Source organism: Bacillus sp. B25(2016b) (assembly GCF_001679765.1).
GTDB classification, from domain to species: domain Bacteria; phylum Bacillota; class Bacilli; order Bacillales; family Bacillaceae_G; genus Bacillus_A; species Bacillus_A thuringiensis_K.
In genome coordinates this window covers 4,787,645-4,806,655 of sequence record NZ_CP016285.1, presented here as the reverse complement: position 1 = coordinate 4,806,655, position 19,011 = coordinate 4,787,645, and the positions used below count along the sequence as shown (strand labels likewise).

Genomic DNA, 19,011 nt, shown 5'->3' with positions numbered 1-19,011 from the left:
AGAAGAACTAGACGTATAACGAGATGAAGCGAATATGTGTTTTTCAAGCTAAAGGACAAGTGTCATTAGTAGTGAAATAACTATTGTGATAGGAGTCTATAAATTGATTGGGCAGTAAGGTAGTAAATGAGATTTATATGGGCGATTATGGAGATGTATTGGCGCAACTTAAAATATATCAGCGATTATTGAAATATATCAGCGATTATTGAAATATATCGGCGCAACTCAAAATATATTAGCGGTTATTAAAATATATCGATTTAACGACAAAACATGACAAAAGGAGTCTATCCCAAAATGCCTTTTGGAACAGACTCCAAGGTTATATTATTTTTCCTTCAAAAAAGTACGATCTTTTAAGAATAAATTCCAGAAGAAAATAAATCCAGGTAGTAAAATTGCGATTCCAATTGCGTATAGAATGAGCAGTGCATAGAACGTTTCTTTCGTTGTAAAGCTTGTAAATACAGTTACGTCAGGATAAATAATATACGGTAAATGCGCGACCCCGTAAGCATAGCTTGCAAATGCATATTGAGCGACGACAGCTAAAACGGCAATGCGAGGGTATCCTAGTGTATTGTACTTTTTGTTTGTCCACCAAAGGGACGAGTATCCGATAACGAATAAAACAATAGAAACTGTAAACCACGGGAATTGCTTTATTAATCCTTGCATAAGCCAATGTGTTTCTGGATCCATTACAACGAGGGCAATAATTGCCGTGATGAGCGTTGCAGGACCAAGGATGATGGCATTTCTTCTATAAATTCTATACGTATCTTCTGAACTTTGTTCTCTCGAAAAATCAGCAAGAAAGAGAGAGGAGAGAAATAGTTCAGACGTTAGTCCGAAGAGCATATAACAGTAAATAACCGGGCTAGAAAGAAGTTTTCCATATAGGAGTACTTCTTTTCCTTCAGACATTGTAATATAGGCTCCCTCTGTAACGGGTAAAACGGTAATTAATAGTGCTGGAATTAATAGACCGGTAATACCTGAAATAACCCGAAGAAGGTATTGATATTTTGGCAAGGAGTAAGCAAATACCATAAATGTACTACGTACTGCAATGAGCACTAAAATTAACATAACTGGTACGAACATTACTGTCGCAAGAGTAAAGGCCGCTTTCGGAAAGAAGCCGAGAAATGCGACAACGACGAAAACGAGAAACGTATTTGTTACTTCCCAAGTTGGTGATAAGTACCGATTCGCAAGTTTGGCAGCGAGCGTTGGATGTTTTGCGTATACCATGCCCCAAAAACCAGCTCCAAAATCGATAGACCCTAATATACTGTATACGAAAATAAGGGCCCATAAGATGATGATTGCAATACTTTCCTCATGCACGAGAATCGCCTCCTTGGTGTTGTAAATCATTCTTTAATGGATGTCTTCTAAAGAATGTCCGTAGAACAATGACTGTTAAAATAGCGAGTCCAATATATAAAATGATGAACAAAACAAATAAAGGACCGACGAAATCAGCGCGTGTAGATGCATCGACTGTACGTTGCATACCATAAATTGTCCATGGCTGACGACCGCTACAACTGAAAATCCATCCGAATTCAATACCGAGCATCATAATTGGTCCGCATGCGGCAGTCCCCCAAAGTAGCCACTTCGGTAGTTCTGTTCCTTTTTTTCGGTAAACGAAGTACCAATATAAGAGCGCAATTGCTGCAACAGCAAAGGTAAACGCAGCAGTGCCGACCATTAAGTTGAAAAGAGTATGTGTATAAAATGGTGGCCATGTTTCTTGTGGAAATTCGTTTAGACCTTTTACGACAGTGCTAGGGTCTAGTCCCACTAATAAGCTAAGCATGTTTGGAATTTCAAGTGCATAGTTTAGTTCAAGTGTATTAGGATCCACAACTCCGCCAATGGATAACGGTGCGTGTGATGTCGTTTCAAATAAAGCTTCAGCAGATGCAAGTTTTTCAGGTGAGTGTTTATGTAAGGCAATCGCTGATTCATGTCCTGAAAGCCACATCGTAGCGCCTGTAATAAATGTAACGACAAGCCCTAATAGTAGCCCTTTTTTATGATAAGCAATTTCACGTGTACTTAAATTTTTCTTCAATAATTTAAATCCAGCGATAGAAGCAATGACAGCCGCACCAGTTGCATAAGCCGTAATAACGACATGGAATGCACTTGTGCCAAAACTCGGATTAAAGAAAGCTTTCCACGGATCAACGTTAAAAACAGATCCGTCTGGATTCATTGAAAAACCTGCTGGTGTATTCATCCATGTATTTGCTGATGTAATAAGAACGGCGGATGCCGTGGCACCAAGCATGACGAAAAATAGCGAGATTAATCTCATAAATGGAGGAAGTTTATCGGCTGCATATACGTAAATCGACATGAATAAAGCCTCCAAAAAGAAGGCGAAAATCTCAATTTGGAAGGGAACAGAAATAACTTGTCCAACAATTTTGGCAAAACCAGGCCAAAGAAGTGAGATTTGCACACCGACAATTGTTCCAGTTGGAATTGCTACACCGAGAAGAATAGCAAACGCCTTTGTCCATCTTTTCGCCATAATGGCATAGTCGGAGTCTTTCTTCCAGTGATAGAGTATTTCGCTTATAAAAATCATCAATGAAAGTCCAACGCCAAGTGTTGCAAAGATAATGTGGAATGCTAATGAAGAACCAAAAAATGCTCTTGCTAATGTTACCGTATCCATATGTAAACTCCTCTTCTTTTTTGCCATTATTTTCTGATTGAATTGGAAGATTTATTCAAAAAAACTACCAAAAATATATATGTATTTAAAAAGTGAATATGATAATATAATGTTGTAATATTTTGAATAGAAAGAAATAAGTAGTTGCTTATATTTTGTTTGTTTTTTGCGCAGGAATCTTTTATAATCTTTTATGCGAACATAAGTTCTGTTTTTCGGAAAAGAAGTTTATGTGAAATGGAGAGGGTGTTTTATGTATCCTGAAGTCATTAAAAAGATGGCATTTTCAAAAGAGCATAGAGATTTATTATTGAAGTTATATAATAAAGAGATTACACGTCGTGAATATGATCGACTTGTACAATCGCTATATAAACCTTCTAAAGGGGTTTGCGAGGGGTAGAAATGCGGGAGACAATCTAATAGATTGTCTTTTTTAAATTTATGTATGTTCTGATAAAATTAAGGTTAGCCTTACTAGGGAGGTGAAAAGATTGCGGAAACGTTTATATATAGGGATTGGGGTTATCTTCTTAATCGCTTTAGGTGGAATTGTATTTTGGTCAGCTTTACAAGGAAACCGTACAGAAAATTTTATTTTAAGACATATGGTGAATGACAATGGAACGCTTGCCACGTATCGTTTAGTAGATACTAAGGCAGGTACGGGTGAAGCTAAGGGACGTGAAGCTTTATCAGAATCGGCGGGATTATGGTTACAATATACACTTGATAAAGATGATCAGGCGTTATTTGATGAGCAAGTAAAGGTTATTCAAGATAATTTCGTATATAAGAATCATATCGTTTTATGGAAACTCTCTGAAAAGGGAGAGAGGCAGTCAGCTACAAATGCACTTATAGATGATCTTCGTATTATAGAACAATTATATCGTGCTTATGAAATATATAAGGAAGAGCGTTATAAAAACGTTGCCGATCAATTAAGTGATGCTGTACTTCGTTATAATAAAAAAGATAATTATTATGTTGATTATTATGATGCAGATGCAGGGAAACAAAATAATTTTGTAACAACATCATACATAAATCCGCGTGCATTCTCCTATATGAAGAAGTACGGCAAAGTTTCTGCTCAGCAATATCAGAAAGTCGTTCAATTTTTAGCGGATTATCCAAGGCATGGCTGGGCATTCCCGAAAGAGTATAAAGAAGATGGTACATTTACGTACGATAAAGAAGTGAATCTTATTGACCAATCGTACGTTGCATATCATCGAAGTTTAGGTGGTCTTTCATCAGCTGCTTATTTAGAATTTATAAAGAAGAAATTCCAGGAGGATGGAAAGCTATACGGTCGTTACAATTTAGAAACGGGAAAACAAACTGTGAATTATGAATCGCCAGCCGCATACGGATTAACGATTTTGTACGTACTACAAACAGGTGATACAAAGTTTGCGAAAGAATTGTATGATCATATGGCCACATTCCGAAATGATAACGTATTTAGTAGATATTACGGTGGATATGTAACAGGTGAAAATAATAATACGCATATTTTTGATAATGTACTACCACTTTTAGCTGAAATGGAATTAAAAAAGAGTGAACAATAAAAGTTGCCACCATATGAGGGTGGCAACTTTTATTTGTTGATATAATCTTACGTCCTAATGTTGGAGAAGTAATCAATCACGAATTCACGAAATTGCTGAGCTGTTTTTGATAAGTAGCGTTTTTTCGACCAACTTAAACCGATAGTTCGCTGACAAGTGGGTTCAATAATACGCAATTTGCTTGATGCTAAAGCAGAGTTTTTTAATAAAGTTAAACTTGGAACAAAAGCGATGCCGAGACCTTGCTTAATGAGGTCGCTAATCACGGTCGGTTCATCTACTTCAAAAGCAATATGCGGAGTGAAACCAGCTTCTTTACAAAATGCATCTGTTAAGTGCCGAAATCCATAGCCAGTGTTCATACTAATAAATGGTTCGTCTTTTACTTCATGCAGGTGGATATTTTCTCGGCTTGATAAACGATGGTCTGAAGGGACAACTAAGAAAATTTCTTCTGTAATAAGTGGTTCCCAAACAATCTCCTCACCTTCAATTGGTACAGAGGAGATACAAAAGTCAATTTCTATATTATCTAGTTGTCGTTTCATAGAAGGAGTGGATGCAAGAAATTGTTGGAATCGAACGTTAGGATGTTCTAGTAAAAAAGAGCCAAGTAGTTCTGGTAATATTCTCGGAATAGAAACGGCCAGTGTAATAGAGCTTTGTTGTAATTCGGCTAAATCTTTAATTTCTCGTTCCCCTTCACTTAATTCATGAAAAATACGTTCTACCCGTTTTAAAAATACTTTTCCGAAAGAATTTAAAGTAATCTGTCGGCCTTGGCGATCAAATAAAGGGACGCCTAAATCCTTTTCGAGTCTAGCGATTGTTTTGCTGAGTGAAGGTTGCGCGATATGCAATTCTTCAGCTGCCTTTGTCATATGTTCTAGTCGTGCAACTGTCTGAAAGTATTTTAACTGGAGCAGTTCCATTTCGAATCTCCTTTCTATAGACCAAAAGGAATGAATTGATAATTAAAGATGTATTATACAGTATGGAAAGTGACGTGTATAGTAAATCTGTTAAACCATTGTAATGGTGTGAAATTAGGAGAAGGAGTATGTTTCATGAAAGGAATTCAACTTATATTTAAAGATTGGAAAGCGATGTGGCACCATAAACATGGACGTATCGCTTTAATTTTTTTATTAATCGTTCCGTTAATTTATTCAGGATTCTTCTTGGCTGGATATTGGGATCCGTATGGAAAATTAGATAAATTACCTGTTGCGGTTGTGAATTTAGATAAGGGTGCTGTGATGGATGAAAAAACAATTCATGCAGGAGACGATTTTGTTAAAAATTTAAAAGAGAATAAGGAATTGGCTTTTTATTTCGTATCAGGAAAAAATGCTGATGAAGGGTTAAAAGAAGATAAATATTATATGGTTGTTACGATTCCGGAAGATTTCTCTAAAAAGGTAAGTACACTTATGGATGAGAAACCAGAGCCGGCAACGTTGCAGTACAAAGTAAATCCAGGGAAAAACTTTGTAGCGGCTCAAATTGGAACGACAGCTGTTGAAAATATGAAAACAAAAATCTCAAACAGTATTACGAAATCTTATACAGAAGGCGTCTTTTCAAAGTTTCAAGATTTGGCACAAGGATTGAGTGATGCAAGTAATGGTGCTGAGAAGTTACATGAAGGAACGACCGATGCAAAAAATGGAGCGAATCAGCTTGCGGATGGTATTGATCGTTTAAGTAGTGGGACATCGAAATTGAAAGAAGGAAGTGAAAAACTTGCATCCAGTCAATCTGCCTTAACGGGGGGAGCAAATGAGCTGAGTCAAGGAGCGACATCACTTCATAGTGGTATGGAGTTATTAGCACAAGGTGAAAAAACGTTACAATCAGGAGTTAGTGAATTAAGTGCTGGTACAAATGAATGGGTGAGCGGAAGTGAGAAGCTTGCTGAAGGCCAAGTAAAAGCGGATGGTGCGGCTAATAGTATAAAACAACAATTAGAAGAGTACGTGAAAAATCATCCAGAAGTGCAGCAAGATCCCGCTTTTCAAAAAATTGTTGCTACGTCTAATGGACTAGCTAAAGCAACAAGTACTTTAAATAATAGCCAACAACAATTGACACAAGGTGCGAAGAAGCTTACTGACGGTCAACATAAGATTGAAGAAGGTATGAATACATTCGGAGTTAAGTTAAATGAAGCTACTGCTGGAACGAAAAAGATAGCAGATGGTGCATCGAATTTGGCTAATGGATTTACGAAGTGGGGAAATGGATTTACATCATTACAAGAAGGTGTCAATCAACTTGCGAGTGGCGGAACAGAGCTGAATCATGGTGCTAATCAGTTAACGAACGGACTTGTTAAACTTGACGATGGTGCGAAAGAACTTTCTACGAAATTAGGAGAGGGCGCAGAGAAGATAGCGGATGTTCGTAATGATGATGCACGCAATACGATGTTCTCAGAGCCAGTTCAGTTAGTGAAGTCAACAGTTTCTGACGTTCCTAACTACGGTTCAGGCATTGCACCATATTTCTTATCACTTGCATTTTATGTTGGCGGAATTATGGCATCGAATATTTTACCGCTTGGCCGCAGACAAAATATGAAGGTAAGTGGAACCGTACATTTTATTAATAAACTAGGATTGGTATATTTAATTGGACTTATTCAAGCGCTACTCGTAGATGTAGTTGTGCTAGGTGTTATGAAATTAGAAGTCGCAAGTGTGCCACTTTTTGTTTTATCAAGTATTGTGATTTCCTTTACGTTCATGACATTTATTCTTATGTTAGTCACAGTATTTGGTCTTGTTGGAAAGTTCTTAGCGGTAACGCTTCTTGTCCTGCAATTAGCGACGAGCGGAGGTACTTTCCCAGGAGAATTAAACATAGCTGTTCTTAGCAAAATTGGACAGTTTCTCCCAATGTCCCATTCTCTTAGAGGATTACAAGATGTTATCTCTTTAGGAGATTGGTCGCAATTACAAATGCAAATTTTAATATTGTTATGTTATCTCGTTGTTGCCGGTGGCATTGCTTGGGTCACGAGTCATATACAGCATAGAGAAACGAATGCAGAACAAGTTTCTTAAAATGAAAGAAGCTATCCGATTTTTTCAGATAGCTTCTTTTTTATTTACGTTCCATTACTGCAAAGTAATTATTTTCATTATCAGCAAAGTTAAATGCTCTGCCAGTAGGTAAATCTACAATCTGTCCAACTGTGACATTTTTCTCAGAAAGATCTTTATACAGTTGATCTAAGTTATTAGAGAAGAACATAAGTGAAGGAGTACCTAAGTTTAATTCAGGTTGCATCTTCGCAATTAACGCTTTATCGTGAAGGACGATGCTTGTTCCTGCTTCTTTCGCCGGCGCAATTTCAATCCAGCGGAATCCGTTTCCGTTATTTTCATCCGCAATGATTTGGAATCCTACTTTTTCTATCCAAAATTGTACTGTTTCGTCTTGGTCATTTACATATAGCATAATTTGTCCAACTTGATTAATCATAGGTGTCTCTCGCTTTCTTTTTTATATGCGTATTATTATATCAAATATATGGTTTGAATAGTTTTCTATGATTTTTTCGGAATACAACCTTCGTCCATTTCATCTTAGTTGTAGGAGAAGGACCTGTAATCCAAGTGTGAAATGGTATTGTACTACAAATGACCATTGTTGAAATAGAGGTAATGGCCGTTAATACAAATAGTAATAGGCTATATAATATAGTATTTTCTTGCAGCGTGAATAAGGAAAGAAGTTTTGTGCATAGTTGCAAGAAGAATAAATGAGCTAAATAAGCACCATACGTGTAATTTCCAATGAAACGTAACGTTTTATATAAGAAACCACGACGCTGTACTATCATAATAGATAACACATACAGTATGATAATTTCGCATACGATATATAAAAACATAGATGGTTTTAAATAGGTAGAAACAGTTAAATGAATAGAGTTTGCTCCGTAAAAACTAAACAACTCATAATTGATGAATAAAAATAAGATGAAAAATAATATTGTGATAAGCGGGATATGTTTCATGACGAATAGCCGCCACGTTTTTAGTGCTACAGCAGCGATTCCTCCCATGACGAAATAGAACGAGTAGAAGAAGAAGGAACGATCTGTATAATGTAAAATGGTTGAGCTAGTCAATTTCTCTCCATTAAAAATGTAGTGCGAAGAATACCACATTAAGAGGAAATATAGGCAAGCAAAGATGGTCATATATTTATATATGTCTTTTTTATTTTCTGTTCGTTTTTGAAACCAATAAAATAGTGTGCACAGCAAAGGGAACAATAAGTGAATTTGGAACATCATAATTACGTACCAAAGATGGGGTGCGGCTGTTCCGAGTAATACACTTTTTATTCCGCCTTGTAATGTGATCATATCGTTTGTTGTTAATAAGTAAAGAATAGACCAGAAGAAATAAGGAATGAGTAAATGTGCGGCTTTTTCAGAAATATATTCTTTGTATACTAATTGCTTTGTATAGTGACGAATTAAATGAAATCCAACGATAAATATGAATGCAGGTGCCGAAAATTTTGCAAGGTTAAATAGCATGCCCATAATGAGAGATTGCTCAAGTAAGACATTTCCTTGATTCATTGTATATAATAACGAACTTTGCAAAACGACAGCAAGGAATGCAATGCTTTGCAAAACTTTAAATTCTGGTGCGCTTTGTGTCATTATGTCCAACTCCTTTTCCATACATGATTATAGTACGGAGAATGGATAATGAGTGTGGAATATTTGTGAAGATTATAACAAATTTGTGGCGGAATGGATTCACAACAAAAAAAGAGGATGCTCGTTTGGAGCATCCTCTTTCTATCTATTAAGCAAATTTGTTTTTGATCCAATTCTTACCTTCTACAAGGCGAGCTGTCATTACGGCACAAGCGTTATCTGCTGTTACGTTTAACATCGTTGCAGGAGGATCAATAATTGTACTAATTGCTGCAATAATTGGCAATGCTTCTGGCGGGAAACCGTATAGAGATACGATTAACATTTCACCGATCATACCGCCGCCTGGAATAGCACCCATTACTGTTCCTACTAATAAAGAAACAACAAGTGCGATTGCTAATGTTTTCGGTCCTTCAAATTCCATGTTGAAAATACCGAATAAGAAAGCGATTTTTAATACGCCGCCTAAAACAGAGCCATCTTTATGAAGAGTAGAACCAAGAAGGACAACTGTTTCACGAACGTCTGAAGAAATACCCATTTTCTTTGTTGCTTCTAAGTTTGCTGGAATACTTGCGGCACTACTACAAGTTGCAAGTGATGTAACTGTAGGAGAGACCATGTTCTTCCAAAATACTTGTACACCTTGCTTGCGACCTGCAAGGTATGCATAGAATGTGAAGAATACAAAGAAATAAATTAGAGAAGCTGGATAGTATACCATTGCTGCTCGGAAGTAAGTTCCAAGAAGTTGTGGTCCGAATTCACCAACTAATGCTGCGAAGTAAGCAGCAAGTCCGATTGGAGCGTAGTACATAATGAAAGATACAACTTTCATTGAAATTTCTGCACCAGCTTGTAGGAATGTAGCGAATGGCTTTCCTTTTTCGCCAACTGCTGAAGTTGCAATCCCCATTAAAATAGAGAAGAAAATAAGAGCTAACATATTTTCACGAGATAGTAACTTAGAGAAGTCAGATACTGTTAAAATACCGACGATTTGATCTGCAACACTAACAGCTTTGCCGGCTTTGTCAGGTTGTGTTAGTTCTAGTACAACACCTTGTGCTGGCGGGAATACTTTCACGACAATAATCATAAAAATAGCAGCTAAAATACTTGTAAATAAGAAAGTCCCAGCCATACTAGACATAATTTTACCGAAACGTTTTAATCCATCCATATTAGCAATAGACGATGCGATGCTAAAGAACACTAAAGGTACAACAATCGTAAACATTAAGTTTAAGAAAATATCACCAAGCGGCTTTAAAGCAACTGCATCGGCACCCATGAAATAACCAATGAAACCACCAATTAGGATAGAAGATAATAAAATAAGTGGAAAGCGATATGCCTTCATAAATATATCCTCCTATCAATTAAAAAAATTCATACTGAATCATTATAGCGAGTTAGAGTCCTCTTTACTAGGAGAATACGGATAAATGGAATAGCGTGAAAACCAAGAAATTTTTGTTTTTAAGCTCGGCATACAGCAGGAAATCTAGACATATATATTTGTAAACTAGTGGTGGCAAGGGATGCACCATAACTTAGGCTTAATAAAAGGGGGAGGGAAGCGGAATGAATATTTTGCTTTGCTGTGCAGCGGGAATGTCTTCCAGTTTGATTGTTACAAAGATGGAGAAAGCAGCAGAGGCAAGAGGAATAGAGGTAAAGATTTGGGCTGTATCAGGTTCTGAAGTAAATAGCCATATTGATAAAGCCGATGTACTTTTACTTGGACCACAAGTACGTTATTTATTACCGAAGATGAAAGAATTATGTAAGGATAAAGGGATACCTGTTGATGTCATTCAATCCGTTCATTACGGACTTTGTAATGGAGAAGCTATCTTGCAAGCAGCTTTGTCAATGAAACCATGAGGAGAGTGGGATAGATGATACGGTTTTTAGAGAAGTATGTGATGCCGATAGCGGGGAAGGTTGCAGAGCAGAGGCATTTACAAGCGATTCGAGATGGAATTATTTTAACGATGCCGTTCTTAATTATTGGATCATTTTTCCTTATTATTAGTGCGCTACCGATACCGGGATATAACGAGTTTATGGCAGGTTTGTTTGGGGAGAATTGGCAGAGAGCTTTAGGCTATCCAGTTAGTGCAACTTTTAATATAATGGCTTTAATAGCTGTTTTTGGAATCGCTTACAGGCTTGGAGAGTATTATAAAGTGGATGCTTTAGCATCCGGGGCATTGTCGCTTGTGACGTTTTTACTTGCGACTCCATTCCAAGTTGCATATATTATACCAAGTACAAAAGAGAGTGTACTTGTAGAAGGCGCTATCCCAGCTGTATTAATGGGAAGCCAAGGGTTATTTGTAGCAATGATTATTGCACTTATATCTACTGAACTTTATCGATTTATTGTACAAAAAAAGATAATTATAAAGATGCCAGAGACAGTTCCATCAGCTGTCACGCGTTCATTTGCGGCACTTGTTCCAGGATTTATTGTTGTAACAGTTATTTGGATTTTACGCTTAATTATAGAAAATACTTCTTTTGGCAGTATCCATAATATTGTAGGACAAATTTTACAGGAGCCACTTAGTGTACTTGGTGCTAGTCTTTGGGGCGCAATAATAGCAGTTATTCTCGTTCATGTTCTTTGGTCGTGTGGAATTCATGGTGCTACTATTGTTGGTGGTGTAATGAGCCCCGTTTGGTTATCGTTAATGGATCAAAACCGAGTGGCTTTTCAAGCTGGGCAAGATGTACCAAATACGATTACGGCACAGTTTTTTGATTTATGGATTTATATGGGCGGTTCTGGTGCAACGCTTGCTCTAGTTGTCGGAATGTTACTATTTGCACGAAGTCAACAATTAAAAAGTTTAGGGAGATTGTCAATTGCACCTGGTATATTTAATATTAATGAGATGGTAACTTTTGGTATGCCGATTGTAATGAACCCACTTTTACTAATTCCATTTATATTAGTTCCAGTTGTGTTAACAATTGTTTCTTACTTTGCAATGGAATGGGGATGGGTCGCACGTCCAAGTGGGGCCGCTGTACCTTGGACGACACCTATTCTTTTTAGTGGATATTTAGGATCGGGCGGGAAAATTTCAGGTGTTATTTTACAACTTGTTAACTTTGCGCTAGCATTCTTCATTTATTTACCGTTCTTAAAAATATGGGATAAACAAAAACTGGCGGAAGAAAAGGGGGAGTAAAGAACTACAATGGATACGATAGAGACGAAAGCTTTTCATTTAATCTTGCATGGGGGAAACGCGAGAAGTTGTTCAATGGAAGCAATTGATTGTGCGAAGCGTGGGGAGTTTACAGAAGCTGAAGCTAAATTACAAGAAGCACTAGAGGAATTAAAAGAGGCGCACCGTGTACAAACGGAGCTCATACAGAAAGAAGCTGGTGGTGAAAAGACGGAAGTTACCCTTCTGATGGTGCATGCGCAAGATCATTTAATGAATGCGATTACGGTGAAGGAATTAGCGAGTGAATTTGTAGAATTATATAGGAAGATGTCAGTGACTGAATGAACCTTGCGTATGCAAGGTTTTTTTATCCCGCATTAACGGGCAGTAAAACTCCCACCTCAAAATGTGGCTGGAGCAAGGAAGTTAGGAGGGAGCTTAACTGTCCGTAAAGGCCCGATTGGTTCAACTAATAATTAGTGGGAGATGAACAAAACCCCCACTAATTAAAGTTTCACTTTATGTATGTGTCTGTACCATCAGTGGAATGTTCGTTCCACTGATGGTATTTACACTCCTCCTTTTTACAAATGAATAAGAGCGGTATTTAATCAGTATTTACAATCTCTCCTATACCACGAATTAGTTTTTTTATATGCATCTCATTTGGTTTTAATATACTTACGATATAATCAATCGCTATTTGCGGTTCAACGGTCGTACCGCAAGTATAACAGTCGATGGCTGCAAAGTTTTTTTCTGGATAAGTGTGAATAGAAAGGTGGCTTTCTGATAGTAAAACTAAAATAGTAACACCATGCGGATCAAATTCTTTTGTACTTACGTTTAAAACGTGGGCACCAGATTGATCAGCAGCGTTAACTAAATGATGTTCTAAAAAGTACATATTATCTAATAGGGAAAAAATCCACTCCCCACAAATCTACTATTATATGCTTACCGAAAGTAGAATATTCCATAAGGTAGCACTCCTTCCTGTGATATCGTCAAAACTCCATTTCCTTTTTGTAACATTGGTGTAAGATAAGATTTGATTCTGAATTTAAAAGAGCGAGGTTACGTTGTTCTAGATGTTCTTCTTTAAATTGAAATAAAGGAAAAAGAAGAGAAGGCAATGTTCGAGGAGTTGGTACTACGTATAATTGCTCAATTTGATCGAGTACATAGGCAGAATTAGTGGCAATATGAAATCCCCAGTCAGTTCCGAAAGAAGGAACGATTGTATGATAACTTTTCACAGTTAATCCCGCATGTTCAATTGTTTTACCAATACTCCAATATACTAGTGGTGCATCAGCGGGTGAATTAGATTGGCAGACGAACGCGCCGTCTTCTGTTAAGAATGTAGCTATACGAGCAAAAAGTTCGCTTGTATATAAAGTACTTAACAACTCTGTCGCTGGGTCTGGGAAATCAATAATGATTACATCGTATAAAGGGGAAGGAGAGCTTAAAAATTCTTTTGCATCACATACGTGTGTATTTACACGATTATCAAAAAATGCACTTTTGTTTAAAGAAACTAATTCAGGAACATTACGAGCCATATCAATCATCGATCCATCTAAGTCAACAAGGTCTACATGTAGTACAGTTTCATATTTTAAAACTTCTCGCAGGGCAAGACCATCGCCACCGCCTAATATGAGAACACGTTTTGGATCAATTACTTTTGACATAATTGGATGCACAAGTGCTTCATGATAAATTTGCTCATCGACGGAACTGAATTGTAGTTGCTTGTCCAAATATAAACGGATATCGCTAACTTGCAACAAATTAATATTTTGATAATTACTTTGTTCCACAAATAAATTTGTATGTTCACCAGCTTGTATTTCCTTTAGAGAAATTTCATCCCATATATCTAAGTTGTGTGAATCTGTGGGTACTATGACTACATTTTCCGATTGTACTTGATTATCTTGTTTGTCCTGCTTATTTTCTACCTCCTGCTGTTCTAGTTCAAATTTGTTAGAGTCTAATTCAGAACGCTTGTCTTTTTTATAGCTTGTTATTCTATAAATCTTTATTTTGCTTTGTTTTCTATGTTTTGGCATAGGAATCCCCTTTCGAATTGTGTTATTTTATTCTATTCTATGTAATTTAGTAGAGTTTGCTTGGATAATAGATAGAGGAGTTTTTTTAATAGATTTTCACGCTAAAAAAATTTTTTTAGTGTTTTTTTGTTTTAAATACAACTAGACAACTAAACACTAATCTATTTTCATACAGTTATGTGTTAAAAGCGTGTTGTTTTATAACACACTGTGTGTTTTTTAGACGACACACTAATTGAAAGCGTTAACACACAAAGAAAATGCTCGAAAAAGCACTGATTTTAGTGCTTTTAAAAAGTTGGCACGCTAATTGCATTAATAAATAGCGTAAAGAAAAATAAATAAAACATAAATTTTTTATACTACACAAGGGGGATTTTCAAATGAATATTTTATTATGTTGCTCAGCAGGGATGTCTACAAGTTTACTAGTTACAAAAATGGAAGCGGCTGCAAAAGCTCGCGGTTTAGAAGGAAAGATTTGGGCTGTATCTGGGGATGCAGTAAAAAACAATATCGACCAAGCAGATGTGTTATTACTAGGACCACAAGTTCGTTACATGCTCTCTTCAATGAAAACGCTTGCTGACGAGAAAAACGTTGGAATCGACGTTATCAATCCAATGCACTACGGCATGATGAATGGAGAAGCAGTTTTAGATCACGCATTAACACTTAAAAAATAATTAGGGGGGAAGTAAAATGCAAAAGTTTATTGCATTTATGGAGAAGTACATGGTTCCGATTGCTGGTAAAATCGGATCGCAACGTCACTTAGCTGCGATCCGAGATGGATTTATTGCAGTTATGCCACTTATTTTAGTTGGTTCGATGGCAGTACTAGTTAATGGTTTACCAATTCCAGCATTCCAAGGTTTTATGAAAGATTTATTCGGTGAAACTTGGACACAAATTGGTGCTGGTATGTGGACAGGGTCCTTCGGGGTATTAGCTCTGATGGTGGCGGTTACCATAAGTTATAACCTAGCAAAATCTTATGGTGTTGATGGATTGTCAGCAGGTATTATTTCGTTTGGTGCATTAATTATTCTTACACCAACAACACCAAAAGAAGCTGGAATAAATATGCTTTGGACAGGCGCACAGGGTTTGTTCGTTTCACTTATTGTCTCCATACTCGTAACGGAGATATTCCGCTTCTTTGTTCAAAGAAACATTACAATTAAAATGCCTGACGGTGTACCACCAGCAGTAATGAAATCTTTCGCTGCATTAGTTCCGGCATTTGTAATTTTAACAGGTGTAGCAGGTATTCAATTAGCAGTAAAACTAGCAGGTACAAGTGTTCATGAGTATATCTTTAATACATTACAAGTTCCATTACAAGGGTTAGCGGGTACGTTACCAAGTGCAATCTTTATTGCGTTATTAGTACATGTACTTTGGTTCTTCGGTTTACATGGTCCAAATATTGTTGGTGGTATTATTGAGCCACTTTATTTACCAGCATTAGAGAAAAATATTAAGTTATTCCAAGATGGTACATCTGCATTTGATGTTCCAAACATTGTTACAAAACCATTCTTTGATACTTTCGTATATCTTGGTGGTTCTGGTGCAACATTAGCATTCTTAGTAGTTGTATTAATTGTAGCGAAAAGTGCACAATTACGCGGTGTATCTCGTCTATCAATTGGACCTGGTGCATTTAACATTAACGAACCAGTAATCTTTGGTACACCAATCGTATTAAATCCAATTTTATTCATCCCGTTCGTATTAACACCTGTTGTGTTAGTTATTACATCTTATACAGCAATTTACTTAGGATGGGTACCAAAAACAGTAGCGATGGTTCCATGGAACGTTCCACCAATTATTAGTGGGTATCTTGTAACAGGTTTACATCCTTCTGGTGCGATTTTACAATTATTCAACTTTGTTGTTGCAATGGCGATTTACTTCCCATTCGTTGTCGCATGCGATCGTTCAGTTATCCGTACTGAGAAAGCAGCTCAAGGAAATAACAACTCTGTACCTATGTAACATAATAATTGTTCTCACAGACAACATGATCTGTGAGAACAATTACCTTTATATCATGTTCAAAAAGATGATACTCATCTACAAGAACACCAAACTATCATTCATAAAATAATAATTTAATAGAAATGTTCAAACTGAAGGGGTATTTCAATCGGTTGAACCTTATAGAGAGGACGGTAATTATGATGACTACAGCAGAACAAATTCCATTCCAATTGATTTTAAATAGTGGTAACGCACGCAGCTTTGCAATGGAGGCAATTCAATTTGCCAAACAGGGGAAAATGGCAGAGGCTGATGAAGCGATGGTAAAGGCGAAAGAAGCGATCAATGAAGCGCATCATTTCCAAACAGAGCTCATACAATCAGAAGCAAGAGGAGAAAAAACAGCGGTTAGTGTTCTCTTAATTCACGCACAAGATCATTTAATGAATGCGATTACAGTAAAAGAATTAGCGGCAGAGTTTATCGATCTTTATAAAAAGTTAGAAGCGAAAGGGGAATAAAGCATGACTGGAATTAAAATTGCTACAATCGGCGGTGGATCTAGTTATACACCAGAGTTAATTGAAGGATTTATTAAGCGTTATGATGAGCTTCCTGTTCGTGAAATTTGGTTAGTAGATATTGAGGCAGGAAAAGAAAAGTTAGAAATCGTTGGTAACTTAGCGAAACGTATGGTAAAAAAATCTGGTTTACCAATCGAGGTACATTTAACGCTTGATCGCCGCGAGGCATTAAAGGATGCTGATTTCGTAACGACGCAGCTTCGTGTTGGTTTATTAGAAGCACGTGCAAAAGATGAAGCAATCCCATTAAAATATGATGTAATCGGTCAGGAAACGAATGGTCCTGGTGGTTTATTCAAAGCGCTGAGAACGATTCCTGTTATTTTAGATATTTGTAAGGATATGGAGGAGCTTTGTCCGAATGCATGGTTAATTAACTTTGCAAACCCAGCTGGTATGGTAACAGAAGCTGTTCTTCGTTATACAAATATTCAAAGAGTAGTTGGTCTATGTAACGTTCCAATCGGAATCCGTATGGGTCTTGCAAAGTTACTTGAAGTAGATGCGAGTCGTGTTCACGTTGATTTCGCAGGTTTAAATCATATGGTATACGGACTAGATGTATACTTAGATGGCGTAAGTGTAATGGATCGTGTGTTAGAGCTTGTGACAGATCCAGAAAAGCAAATTACGATGGAAAATATCGCAGCGCTTAACTGGGAACCAGACTTTATTCGTGGCCTTCGTGCAATTCCATGTCCATACCATCGTTACTACTACAAAACACGTGAAATGTTAGAAGAAGAGAAAGAAGCTTCAATTGAAAAAGGTACACGTGCAGAAGTAGTAAAACAATTAGAAAATGATTTATTCGAGTTATATAAAGACCCGAACTTAGATATTAAACCACCACAATTAGAAAAACGTGGCGGAGCTTATTATAGTGATGCAGCATGTAGCTTAATTACGTCTATCTACAATAATAAAGGTGATATCCAGCCTGTTAATACACGAAACAACGGAATAATTGCAAGCTTACCACATGATTCAGCTGTTGAAGTGAACTGTATTATTACGAAAGAAGGCCCAAAACCAATTGCAGTTGGAGATCTTCCAGTACCAGTTCGCGGTTTAGTACAACAAATTAAATCGTTCGAGCGCACAACAATTGAAGCTGCTGTTACAGGGGATTATCATAAGGCGCTGCTTGCTATGACAATTAATCCACTTGTACCATCAGATAAAGTTGCAAAACAAATTTTAGATGAAATGTTGGAAGCACATAAAGAGTATCTTCCGCAATTCTTTAAAAAGGTAGAGAAATAAAGCGGCGCTATTTAGCCCGCTTTTTTATTCTATCCCACTTTAATGGGCAGTAAGACCACTACCTCAAAATTCAGCGAAAACAAAGAAATTAGGTGGGGGATCAACTGCCCATAAAAGTCCGATTGGTTCAACTAATAATCAGTGGGGGGAGAAAACCCCCCACTGATTAAAGTTTCACTTTATTAGGAGGTATTATGATGATTAAGTTAATTGTAAATGCAGATGATTTCGGTCTTACAGAAGGTACAAATTACGGCATTATTGATGGACATATAAATGGACTTGTAAATTCAACGACGATGATGATGAATATGCCAGGAACAGAGCATGCGGTACGCTTAGCGAAAGAGTACAACCTACTCGGAGTAGGCGTACATCTCGTATTAACAGCAGGAGAACCACTGTTAAAGGATGTACCGTCACTCGTAGGGGCAAACGGGTCGTTTCATAAACAAAGTGTTGTAAGGGAAGGGAATATAAATCCAGAAGAAGTTGAGAGAGAATGGACTGCTCAAATTGAGAAGTTTTTATCTTACGGATTAACACCAACTCATTTAGATAGTCATCATCATGTACACGGATTACCGATCTTACACGATGTTCTTGAGAGATTAGCGGCTACATATAATGTTCCAATTCGTCGTTGTGAGGAAGATAGAGCGGTGCATCCATTTTCTGATGTATTTTACAGTGACTTTTACGCAGATGGTGTGACGGAAGATTACTTTGTGAAGTTAAAAGAAAGAGTACAAGGTGAACAAACGGTAGAAATTATGGTTCATCCAGCTTATATTGATCCAGAGCTTGTGAAGCGTTCTTCTTACGTAATGGATCGTGTGAAGGAATTGCGTATTTTAACAGAGAGTGAGTTGCCAGAAGGAATAGAGCTTGTAAAGTTTTAATAGAAAAAACGACGGCTATACCAT

Annotated in this window: 18 protein-coding genes and 1 pseudogene; 11 read left to right on the top strand and 8 right to left on the bottom strand. The window is 37.0% G+C overall.

Annotated elements, in window-relative coordinates:
• Window positions 1-330: 330 nt before the first annotated feature.
• Entirely contained in the window at window positions 331-1,356 is a 1,026-nt protein-coding gene (locus BAQ53_RS24675; protein ID WP_208906337.1) for a cytochrome d ubiquinol oxidase subunit II, read from the bottom strand.
• Window positions 1,349-2,704 carry a cytochrome ubiquinol oxidase subunit I gene (gene cydA, locus BAQ53_RS24670; RefSeq protein ID WP_046946617.1) on the bottom strand — a complete coding sequence of 452 codons (1,356 nt, stop codon included), beginning with the start codon at window positions 2,702-2,704 and terminating at the stop codon, window positions 1,349-1,351. Before cydA ends, BAQ53_RS24675 begins: the two co-directional genes overlap by 8 nt.
• 253 nt (window positions 2,705-2,957) lie before the next feature.
• On the opposite strand from cydA, the gene BAQ53_RS24665 reads away from it, so the two are divergent.
• Window positions 2,958-3,107, top strand: a complete 150-nt coding sequence (locus BAQ53_RS24665) for a hypothetical protein (RefSeq protein ID WP_000283182.1) — start codon at window positions 2,958-2,960, stop codon at window positions 3,105-3,107.
• 91 nt (window positions 3,108-3,198) lie between these two features.
• Entirely contained in the window at window positions 3,199-4,284 is a 1,086-nt protein-coding gene (locus tag BAQ53_RS24660; RefSeq protein ID WP_208906336.1) for a transcriptional regulator, read from the top strand.
• A 47-nt stretch (window positions 4,285-4,331) separates the two neighbouring features.
• Here BAQ53_RS24660 and BAQ53_RS24655 read toward each other — a convergent pair whose 3' ends face one another.
• Window positions 4,332-5,216: a LysR family transcriptional regulator gene (locus BAQ53_RS24655; protein ID WP_208906335.1), complete on the bottom strand. Its 885-nt coding sequence runs from the start codon at window positions 5,214-5,216 to the stop codon at window positions 4,332-4,334.
• A gap of 135 nt (window positions 5,217-5,351) precedes the next feature.
• Here BAQ53_RS24655 and BAQ53_RS24650 point away from each other — a divergent pair, with 135 nt between their 5' ends.
• A complete protein-coding gene (locus BAQ53_RS24650; protein WP_208906334.1) occupies window positions 5,352-7,352 on the top strand; it encodes a YhgE/Pip domain-containing protein in 2,001 nt (666 codons plus the stop codon).
• A 40-nt stretch (window positions 7,353-7,392) separates the two neighbouring features.
• Here the strand turns inward: BAQ53_RS24650 and BAQ53_RS24645 are convergent, their stop codons facing one another.
• The 3 genes from BAQ53_RS24645 to BAQ53_RS24635 form a co-directional block, all read right to left on the bottom strand.
• Window positions 7,393-7,773 carry a VOC family protein gene (locus BAQ53_RS24645; protein ID WP_000610153.1) on the bottom strand — a complete coding sequence of 127 codons (381 nt, stop codon included), beginning with the start codon at window positions 7,771-7,773 and terminating at the stop codon, window positions 7,393-7,395.
• A 40-nt stretch (window positions 7,774-7,813) separates the two neighbouring features.
• Window positions 7,814-8,971, bottom strand: a complete 1,158-nt coding sequence (locus BAQ53_RS24640) for an acyltransferase (RefSeq protein WP_000194298.1) — start codon at window positions 8,969-8,971, stop codon at window positions 7,814-7,816.
• Window positions 8,972-9,119: 148 nt separating this feature from the next.
• On the bottom strand, window positions 9,120-10,337 hold the full coding sequence (locus BAQ53_RS24635) for a dicarboxylate/amino acid:cation symporter (protein ID WP_000649376.1): 1,218 nt from the start codon (window positions 10,335-10,337) through the stop codon (window positions 9,120-9,122).
• 224 nt (window positions 10,338-10,561) lie between these two features.
• Between BAQ53_RS24635 and BAQ53_RS24630 the strand changes: the two genes are divergently transcribed.
• The 3 genes from BAQ53_RS24630 to BAQ53_RS24620 are packed head-to-tail and all read left to right on the top strand — an operon-like array spanning window position 10,562 to window position 12,507.
• Complete coding sequence (locus tag BAQ53_RS24630) at window positions 10,562-10,864, top strand: PTS sugar transporter subunit IIB (RefSeq protein ID WP_001023543.1); 303 nt, start codon at window positions 10,562-10,564, stop codon at window positions 10,862-10,864.
• 14 nt (window positions 10,865-10,878) lie between these two features.
• Window positions 10,879-12,180 carry a PTS cellobiose transporter subunit IIC gene (celB, locus tag BAQ53_RS24625; protein WP_208906333.1) on the top strand — a complete coding sequence of 434 codons (1,302 nt, stop codon included), beginning with the start codon at window positions 10,879-10,881 and terminating at the stop codon, window positions 12,178-12,180.
• A 9-nt stretch (window positions 12,181-12,189) separates the two neighbouring features.
• Complete coding sequence (locus BAQ53_RS24620; protein WP_000379647.1) at window positions 12,190-12,507, top strand: PTS sugar transporter subunit IIA; 318 nt, start codon at window positions 12,190-12,192, stop codon at window positions 12,505-12,507.
• Between the two features lie 262 nt (window positions 12,508-12,769).
• Here the strand turns inward: BAQ53_RS24620 and speD are convergent.
• Both speD and BAQ53_RS24610 read right to left on the bottom strand, forming a co-directional pair.
• Window positions 12,770-13,142 (bottom strand): annotated as a pseudogene (gene speD, locus BAQ53_RS24615) (adenosylmethionine decarboxylase).
• A 27-nt stretch (window positions 13,143-13,169) separates the two neighbouring features.
• Window positions 13,170-14,243, bottom strand: coding sequence for a polyamine aminopropyltransferase (locus tag BAQ53_RS24610; RefSeq protein WP_208906332.1), 1,074 nt, complete (start codon window positions 14,241-14,243; stop codon window positions 13,170-13,172).
• Window positions 14,244-14,626: 383 nt separating this feature from the next.
• Here BAQ53_RS24610 and BAQ53_RS24605 point away from each other — a divergent pair, with 383 nt between their 5' ends.
• The 5 genes from BAQ53_RS24605 (at window position 14,627) to chbG (ending at window position 18,987) form a co-directional block, all read left to right on the top strand.
• Window positions 14,627-14,929 carry a PTS sugar transporter subunit IIB gene (locus tag BAQ53_RS24605; protein ID WP_001023563.1) on the top strand — a complete coding sequence of 101 codons (303 nt, stop codon included), beginning with the start codon at window positions 14,627-14,629 and terminating at the stop codon, window positions 14,927-14,929.
• 16 nt (window positions 14,930-14,945) lie between these two features.
• Entirely contained in the window at window positions 14,946-16,250 is a 1,305-nt protein-coding gene (celB, locus tag BAQ53_RS24600; protein ID WP_046946619.1) for a PTS cellobiose transporter subunit IIC, read from the top strand.
• Between the two features lie 182 nt (window positions 16,251-16,432).
• The gene (locus BAQ53_RS24595) at window positions 16,433-16,756 is read left to right on the top strand and encodes a PTS lactose/cellobiose transporter subunit IIA (protein WP_000989046.1); all 324 of its coding nucleotides are present in this window, start codon (window positions 16,433-16,435) and stop codon (window positions 16,754-16,756) included.
• A gap of 3 nt (window positions 16,757-16,759) precedes the next feature.
• Entirely contained in the window at window positions 16,760-18,085 is a 1,326-nt protein-coding gene (gene celF / locus BAQ53_RS24590; RefSeq protein WP_208906331.1) for a 6-phospho-beta-glucosidase, read from the top strand.
• A 197-nt stretch (window positions 18,086-18,282) separates the two neighbouring features.
• Window positions 18,283-18,987, top strand: a complete 705-nt coding sequence (gene chbG / locus BAQ53_RS24585) for a chitin disaccharide deacetylase (RefSeq protein WP_046946620.1) — start codon at window positions 18,283-18,285, stop codon at window positions 18,985-18,987.
• Window positions 18,988-19,011: the final 24 nt, after the last annotated feature.

Excerpts from the sequence above, each read along its gene's own strand:
- BAQ53_RS24645 (WP_000610153.1), bottom strand. The coding sequence starts at position 7,773 with ATGATTAATCAAGTTGGACAAATTATGCTATATGTAAATGACCAAGAC.
- BAQ53_RS24605 (WP_001023563.1), top strand. The coding sequence starts at position 14,627 with ATGAATATTTTATTATGTTGCTCAGCAGGGATGTCTACAAGTTTACTA.
- BAQ53_RS24655 (WP_208906335.1), bottom strand. The coding sequence starts at position 5,216 with ATGGAACTGCTCCAGTTAAAATACTTTCAGACAGTTGCACGACTAGAA.
- BAQ53_RS24595 (WP_000989046.1), top strand. The coding sequence starts at position 16,433 with ATGATGACTACAGCAGAACAAATTCCATTCCAATTGATTTTAAATAGT.
- celF (WP_208906331.1), top strand. The coding sequence starts at position 16,760 with ATGACTGGAATTAAAATTGCTACAATCGGCGGTGGATCTAGTTATACA.
- BAQ53_RS24650 (WP_208906334.1), top strand. The coding sequence starts at position 5,352 with ATGAAAGGAATTCAACTTATATTTAAAGATTGGAAAGCGATGTGGCAC.
- cydA (WP_046946617.1), bottom strand. The coding sequence starts at position 2,704 with ATGGATACGGTAACATTAGCAAGAGCATTTTTTGGTTCTTCATTAGCA.
- celB (WP_208906333.1), top strand. The coding sequence starts at position 10,879 with ATGATACGGTTTTTAGAGAAGTATGTGATGCCGATAGCGGGGAAGGTT.
- BAQ53_RS24630 (WP_001023543.1), top strand. The coding sequence starts at position 10,562 with ATGAATATTTTGCTTTGCTGTGCAGCGGGAATGTCTTCCAGTTTGATT.
- chbG (WP_046946620.1), top strand. The coding sequence starts at position 18,283 with ATGATTAAGTTAATTGTAAATGCAGATGATTTCGGTCTTACAGAAGGT.
- BAQ53_RS24635 (WP_000649376.1), bottom strand. The coding sequence starts at position 10,337 with ATGAAGGCATATCGCTTTCCACTTATTTTATTATCTTCTATCCTAATT.
- BAQ53_RS24620 (WP_000379647.1), top strand. The coding sequence starts at position 12,190 with ATGGATACGATAGAGACGAAAGCTTTTCATTTAATCTTGCATGGGGGA.
- celB (WP_046946619.1), top strand. The coding sequence starts at position 14,946 with ATGCAAAAGTTTATTGCATTTATGGAGAAGTACATGGTTCCGATTGCT.
- BAQ53_RS24640 (WP_000194298.1), bottom strand. The coding sequence starts at position 8,971 with ATGACACAAAGCGCACCAGAATTTAAAGTTTTGCAAAGCATTGCATTC.
- BAQ53_RS24665 (WP_000283182.1), top strand. The coding sequence starts at position 2,958 with ATGTATCCTGAAGTCATTAAAAAGATGGCATTTTCAAAAGAGCATAGA.
- BAQ53_RS24610 (WP_208906332.1), bottom strand. The coding sequence starts at position 14,243 with ATGCCAAAACATAGAAAACAAAGCAAAATAAAGATTTATAGAATAACA.